The 6,807-nt window shown below is 38.9% G+C and carries 8 protein-coding genes; 6 read left to right on the top strand and 2 right to left on the bottom strand.

Translation table 11 applies throughout. The features are described 5' to 3' along the window. Positions 1 to 364: 364 nt before the first annotated feature. Positions 365 to 1,102 carry a replication initiation protein gene (locus tag ACTHTY_RS10905; RefSeq protein WP_440367636.1) on the bottom strand — a complete coding sequence of 246 codons (738 nt, stop codon included), beginning with the start codon at positions 1,100 to 1,102 and terminating at the stop codon, positions 365 to 367. Between the two features lie 572 nt (positions 1,103 to 1,674). Then, on the bottom strand, positions 1,675 to 1,908 hold the full coding sequence (locus ACTHTY_RS10900; RefSeq protein WP_070649294.1) for a hypothetical protein: 234 nt from the start codon (positions 1,906 to 1,908) through the stop codon (positions 1,675 to 1,677). Positions 1,909 to 2,378: 470 nt separating this feature from the next. Here ACTHTY_RS10900 and ACTHTY_RS10895 point away from each other — a divergent pair, with 470 nt between their 5' ends. The 6 genes from ACTHTY_RS10895 to ACTHTY_RS10870 are packed head-to-tail and all read left to right on the top strand — an operon-like array spanning position 2,379 to position 6,805. Beyond that, complete coding sequence (locus ACTHTY_RS10895) at positions 2,379 to 2,738, top strand: hypothetical protein (RefSeq protein WP_070649292.1); 360 nt, start codon at positions 2,379 to 2,381, stop codon at positions 2,736 to 2,738. Between the two features lie 43 nt (positions 2,739 to 2,781). Continuing rightward, on the top strand, positions 2,782 to 3,114 hold the full coding sequence (locus tag ACTHTY_RS10890) for a hypothetical protein (protein ID WP_440367634.1): 333 nt from the start codon (positions 2,782 to 2,784) through the stop codon (positions 3,112 to 3,114). Position 3,115: 1 nt separating this feature from the next. Further along, positions 3,116 to 4,048, top strand: coding sequence for a type IV secretion system protein (locus ACTHTY_RS10885; protein WP_440367632.1), 933 nt, complete (start codon positions 3,116 to 3,118; stop codon positions 4,046 to 4,048). Between the two features lie 14 nt (positions 4,049 to 4,062). Beyond that, positions 4,063 to 4,854 carry a VirB8/TrbF family protein gene (locus ACTHTY_RS10880; RefSeq protein WP_440367630.1) on the top strand — a complete coding sequence of 264 codons (792 nt, stop codon included), beginning with the start codon at positions 4,063 to 4,065 and terminating at the stop codon, positions 4,852 to 4,854. Then, positions 4,851 to 5,561, top strand: coding sequence for a TrbG/VirB9 family P-type conjugative transfer protein (locus ACTHTY_RS10875; RefSeq protein ID WP_440367628.1), 711 nt, complete (start codon positions 4,851 to 4,853; stop codon positions 5,559 to 5,561). Before ACTHTY_RS10880 ends, ACTHTY_RS10875 begins: the two co-directional genes overlap by 4 nt. Positions 5,562 to 5,572: 11 nt before the next feature. Further along, positions 5,573 to 6,805 (top strand): TrbI/VirB10 family protein, encoded by a 1,233-nt coding sequence (locus tag ACTHTY_RS10870; protein WP_440367626.1) that lies wholly within the window; start codon positions 5,573 to 5,575, stop codon positions 6,803 to 6,805. The last annotated feature ends 2 nt before the right edge of the window (positions 6,806 to 6,807 follow it).

The raw sequence follows: 6,807 nt of genomic DNA, 5'->3' as shown, positions 1-6,807 counted from the left end.
CGGTTCAGCTGGCAGTCGGAATTTGTTCCATTTAAAGGCCAAAGTCATAGCAGATAAGCTCTTTCAGCCGGTTCAGCTGGCAGTCGGTTTTTGTTCCATTTAAAGGCCAAAGTCATAGCAGATAAGCTCTTTCAGCCGGTTCAGCTGGCAGTCGGAATTTGTTCCATTTAAAGGCCAAAGTCATAGCAGATAAGCTCTTTCAGCCGGTTCAGCTGGCAGTCGGTTTTTGTTCCATTTAAAGGCCAAAGTCATAGCAGATAAGCCTTTTCAGCCGGTTCAGCTGGCAGTCGGTTTTTGTTCCATTTAAAGGCCAAAGTCATACAAAAAAAGAAACTGCTTTGGGCAGTTTCTTTTTTGGATCAGGCTAGGCTCTCTCAAATTTAAAATGAAGTCTAGCAACTTTCCTACCTTCTTTTTCAGGAATAAATTCAATCTTCCAACCATCCTTTTCAACCAATTCTTTAATAGCTGGTTCAATAACTCGAATCCGAAGATTTTTGAAATTATTCAAATAAGAATCAGGTACTTCCATTTCTCTAGCAAATTCTTCAACCGTTGTCTTATACCAACCACTGGAAGATTTTATACCGTCTTTTTTAGTTCTAAATTGTTCAAACTTTTCAAGTAACCTCCAAGAGTATAAGGAACGTAAGGAAGATGCTTGAAGTAACTGATATTGAGTAAATCTTTCTGTTACATCAAATAAAAAAGGGGCAATCTCAGCATTAAATTTTACACCAACATATCCCTCATTCTCCTCGTATTTGATAATTGAAAACCACGGGTACATTGTAGTTTCGCGTCTTTCCTCGTCCTCTAAAAATACCGTAACCGCCCTGCTCAACATACCTTTAGCTGACTCTTTCATCTGCTCATAAGCCTGATTAAGCGGTAAATTAAATGTTTCGGCATACTCTTTAGCTGTAATTTTTGCCAAACCATTTAAACCATTTAGCTTCGCAAGAGCGCAAGCTACAATCCGTTTTTCAGACAAATTCAAACCCATTGCAGAACGATTCAAACTATTAGCCATAACGATGTTTTTAGATTGTAGTCCTGACAACCTTTTTCGCTGTTGGGGTAATTTATTAATTTGAGCCATTTAAATGAACCTTTTTATCCGATACTGGATTATCGGATAAAATTTAAAATGGTACAAGTATTTTTTTTGTACCATTTTAAAAATGTTGATAAGTTCGATTGTGGATAACTTTAAAATTATAGGTGTTGAAAATAGTCGGAATTTGTTCCATTTATAGTCGGAATTTGTTCCATTTATAGTCGGAATTTGTTCCATTTAAGTCGGAATTTGTACCAGTAAAGCGACTAAAAACCGTACCAAATAAGGCTTTCAAAGTGCCTAAAAATAATTAAAAATAATTTAAAAACAGATGAAAAACCAATTCCAAGAAAAATTTTGGGGATAACTCGAAAGATTTTCAGCAGAAAATCTGCGAACTTGGGAAAGAAACTAAGCATAGTTTCGTTTGTTGGAAAACCGGTTACTGGTTTCTCTGAGATCGTGAATCTGCTGATTCACTATCCCAGCCCCTCGTTCAGTCTGCTGACTGAACTCAATTTTTTATTCTTATTTTTTCTAGGCTTGTTTCTTTGCTGATAGCAGTTATCAACAGATTTTGTGTATAAGCTGGGTATTAATAGGGGAGAGTATAGCTATTCATCATTGGTCATCCGTGAGACATAGCCGTCATAACGCGGATTTTCAGACATTTGATATTTTTCTTTCAGTAAATCCAACGCTTCATAGACCAAATCTACACGTCTGAGCTTTTCGCCGTTCTCTCGGCAATATCCCTGTTTTCTCAAGTTCAAAACAAGCATATCTAGCTCAATCAGAAAATCGTCATTGATATACAGCGAATAGCTGCGTTTGCTTTTGTCTGTCATAAAGCCACATTTTATAAAAAATATATTTTATAAAATTATAGTTTTGAATCATACGCTTATTTAAGCAAAATCATAAAATCATGATTTTATGATTGTGAAACTATTTACAATTAAAACGATATTGTTTACACTGAAAAGCATGAAGAAGGTATCAAATCCTCCATACGTCAAAACATCACTTTTAGAATCAATCAGTTGTTATTAAATACAAATATAACAATATCAAACGTCATCACAGCGGATACTTTTATCTGCGCCCAAAAGTTATAACAATCAAAATCGTTCCGTACAAAACATTACGGGATATGCCTTTTACATTTTCGTTAGTGATAACCAAACTGGAAGGAAATCCCATGAAGTACCTCGCTTTTATACTTATCTCTTTTTCATTGCTCGGCTGTTCGGCAAACAAACAGCCTAAATCCCCTTGCGCTTGCGATTTTGTTCCAATCAATCAAGTGGTGGCTTAAATGAAAAAGTATCTTCCCCTCCTGGCTTGTAGCCTTTTACTGGCGTGTTCAGAATCTCCTAGTTCGGCTGAAACCCAAAATGGCCAGATGTTTGTTGGCATTTGGGTAAACCCAGTAAAACCAGCTCAACAAAATAGTAGCTTCGCTATTGATGACCGTATTTTGATTGAGAAAAAGGCCGATGATGTTTTTAGCGTATCGGTTTTAGCTCGTGGTGTTTTCACAGAAATGAAGTTTGACCCAAAAACTAATTTACTGTGTACCCAAGATACAGACCGTGCCTGTTTCCGCTTGGAAAATGCCAATACTCTAACCATCGGCTCAGAAAATGGGTTGTTGACCTATCAGCGAACCAAATAGCTTTTACCTGAAAAAATTAAATCGAGTTAGAAAGGATATTCAAATGGAATCTAAATTATTCGTATTTGCTTTATTGTTTGGATTGGCAGCTTGTGCGGAATCTGTACCTGACGTAACCGGTACTTATCGTGATAAAGGCAAACATATCCAACGTGATTATGAAATCACTCGATTAGAAGCTGACCCAAAAAAATTCAAAATGGTTATTACAGAACGCTGGCGCGACAATGAATTGAAAAAGAACCATGTTTATACCTATACCACACAAAATAAATTTTGTGAGGAATCCACGTTATCAAGTTGCTTCACATACGATGAAAAACAACAAGGAATCAGGTTAGATGGATTTGAAAACTTTTTTCCGAAAGTAAATTGAGATGGCAAATTCTTCAACGCAACAAAGTGTTGATTCATTATCAACACTTTCAGAGCAGCTAAAAGCATATTTTTCAACTCTTGATGAAAAATTTGATTCAATCATTTTGGAGAATGTTGAAAATTTTTATCAGCAGGTTATGGAAAACACAATTCCAATTTTAGCGGCTATGTTGTTCTGCTGGATGGTTTATCAGGCAATACATTTGATGTATGCCAGAGTAGATGCGAAAAAGCTGACTTTGGACTTCTTCAAATTTTTTTTGATTCTAACCTTAATTGGCTCGTGGGCTGACGTGTATCACTATATTGGCGAACCAGTAATTTACGGAATACCTGAGCTTGTTGGCTCTATGGTTGGTCAATCGCAATCAGCTTTAATTTATTCTTTCGCTACTCTTGTATTCGATGAAATTTATAAGGGTTTTTCTTCCGTAAGTAGCGGTGGGGTTTTAGAAATTGCTTTTGTTCTACCTGTTGTTGGCGTGTATTTAGTGGTTATGTTGTTGGCTATTGTAGCGATTGGTTTGTATTTTTTAGTGTTTCTACAATGCAAACTAATTTTAGCTCTGATGATAATCACTGCTCCGATATTCATTGGTTGTGCAATGTTCGATTCAACCAAAAACTTTTTTAATAACTGGGTAGCTCTGATATTCAACCAATTTTTAACACTCCTGTTATTGGCATTAGCTACACAGTTGATTATGGGGGTCATACCAGCAATTTATAAAAAAGTATTTCCATCTGAGGTCGCTACTTTTGCCTCTGCTATTGGTATGGCGCTTTCCTTATTCGTCACATTAGTAACATTTGCCAAAATGCCAAGTATCGCCTCTAGCTTAGCTTCAAGCGGTTTCGGCATTACTAGTACAGGCGTTGGTAATGTAATGTCTGCTGCTAAAAAGTTTTTTACAAAAGGACTAGCCAAATAAATTAAGGGTTGGAAATGGAAAACTTAGATAAATTCAAAAAAGACAGCCAAGCATTTTTAGACGCACTCGGTGTGTCGTATGAAAAAGAGGATAAGCGTAAAAACAAGCTACTGTTATGGTGCTTGATTTTGATCAGCGTGTTGGTTGTCGGAATCATTGTTTTGGCATTTACCATCATGCGAATGATGCCGCTGAAACAGACTGAGCCGATTATTGCGGTGGTCGATAGTGCAACTGGTATTGTTGAAAAAGTCGTTCATCTTGAAAACGATTCAGACCCATCTGCTTTCAAAATGTGGATTCAATCAACCGTCAATTCAGTTGTGAATGCCCGATATGGCTATGCCTACATCGGTAGCGGAAAATCACTTGAAGAACGTTATAACAATGCTGCCGTATTCATGGATACCAATGTAAAACGTGATTTTTTTGCAGAAGTAGCGCCGGATAATCCAAACAGTCCTTTCTCTCGTTTGGGTAAAACTGGAACGATCGAAGTCGATGTATCTTCAATCAACGTAACTGATGATAAGCGATTTCAAGTTAATTTCCGTACTCGTATGAAAAATCAGGGAGCAGAACAGGTTTATTCATATTCTGTTGTCGGTTCGTATGTTACTGGCAATTACGATGATTTGAGCGTGGAACAGCAACGACTGAATGCTTTTGGATTCAAAATTACAGGCTGGTCTGTTTCGCAGAATGCTTCAACCGATGCTTTATCTTCTTCGTCAGCAGTCGGTTTACCTGAACAAGCGGCAGTCGTGCCAAATGTTTCAGAAACAACAGAGGAAACTAAGAAATGAAAACCGCGTTAATAACTTCTTTGGCGTTATTGGTTTGTTCCGGTGCAATTCAGGCGGCAACAGTGCCGAGAGCAGTGTCAGAAGATTCTCGTGTCCGTGTTGTCCGTTTTAATCCAAATCAGGTTGTTGAAATTGATACGGCTTTCGGTTTTGCAACAACGGTTGAATTTGGAACTGAACAGATTAAAACAGTTGTGTCAGGCGATACTATCGGCTGGCAGATAGTTCCTCAAGGAAACCGTTTATTTATCAAACCAGCGGAACAGCCGCAAGCAGGAATGAGCAGCACTAACGTAAATGTGATTACTGATAAACACAATTACTACCTGCATTTACGCAGTGGTAGCCGCAAAAACCCAGTTTTTGTAGTACGTTTTGATTACAGCCAGCCTACTGACGTAGCGAAGAGCAAGGCGGCCGCCAATAAAGCACCGACATTTAGGCAGAATAACTATAACTACTCACAAACCAAAGTAAAAGGTATCAAAATCAAGTCTGTTTTTGATGATGGCCAATTTACTTATTTTGAGTTTGATAACCGCCAATCTTTACCTGCAATTTATTTGGTCAATGCGCGTGGTCGTGAAGAATTAACCAATGTGCGCCGCGAGGGTAAATATGTGGTGGTAGAAAAAACAGGTCGAATCTTCGCTTTACGTTTAGGCGACATTGTGAAATGTATTCGCAATGAAGATTTCAAGGATTGAAGAGGTGTGAAATGAGCAATCAGGAAAATGAAAAAGATTTTTTAAATTCCGAACCCGAAGAAATTAACGTACCTCCTGAACCTGAATTAGGGGCGAATGAAAATATCAAAGTTAAACCAAAAGTAACTTTAAACAAAAAACCGATAGCTCAGGCAGTCGGATTGATTTCTGTTGCAGCTATCGTATTTGGCGGTTTGGCATATATTAAATTGTCAGATAAAGAAGAAAAGTCAGAAGATTTGGGTGTGGTTAGCAATCCTGTATCAAACCCAAATAGTACCGATTCCTCGGTAAATAAACTGAGTTTTAATCCTCCACAAGAAGCTATTGCTGTGCAGCAGGCAGAACAACCAGTACCTCCGCCGCCTATGCCTCAGCAACCGCAGGTTGATGAAGCAGCAGAAGCGCGTAAAACACAGGAAAGAGCAATGCTCGAAGCACGATATAAATCATCGGTTATGGTAACAGGTGGTAGTGGCGATATATCGCCGAATGCCGCACAAGCCAACGGTCAAACCGATATGCAGGCTTTTTTTGCTGCAATGGCTCAAGGTGGTGGTCAAAACGGTGCAGCACTCCAAACACAAAGCCAGTCGCAAAGTGCAGCTAGCACTCAAGGAGGCCGGTTTAATTCGGGGACAAGCCAAGCTCCTATTTCAAGTGCTTCTTACAATCCGAATCGTGAATTTTTGGTTCAGCAGGGAAAAGTAATAGATGCCGTGGTGGAAACAGCAATAAAAAGCGATATTCCATCAACCATTATTGCCCGCGTAAGCGATCCGGTCTATGGCGAACAGGGTAGATATGAATTGTTGCCTGCCGGTACACGGTTGTTTGGGGAATATTCCTCAGTTGTGAAAGCTGGTCAGACTGAAATCGCGGCCATTTGGCGCAGGGCAATCACGCCGCAGGGTGTTGAAATTATGTTAGACAGCCCAGCAACCAATAATCTAGGTATCGTTGGTATGGGTGGAAAGGTAAATAATCACTTTTTCCGTATGTTCGGTACAGCAGCTTTGTTATCGGTATTTGGTGCGGCCACAGCAACGGTTGATGTTAAAGGCAGCGACAATAACAACAGCGCGGCTCAATACCGTTCTGAGGTAGCTAATGCGTTTAATGATACCGCTCAAAATATGTTGTCTAAACACGCAGATATTCCGCCAACTATTGAAGTCAAACACGGTGCGCAAATTAAGATACTGGTTGCCAAAGATTTAGATTTTTCATCCCTTTTGAATTGAGG

Source organism: Neisseria sp. P0019.S002 (assembly GCF_051957155.1).
Classification (GTDB): Bacteria; Pseudomonadota; Gammaproteobacteria; order Burkholderiales; family Neisseriaceae; genus Neisseria; species Neisseria perflava.
The sequence above is the reverse complement of the archived record's forward strand: the minus strand, read 5'-3'. Positions and strand labels throughout refer to the sequence as shown.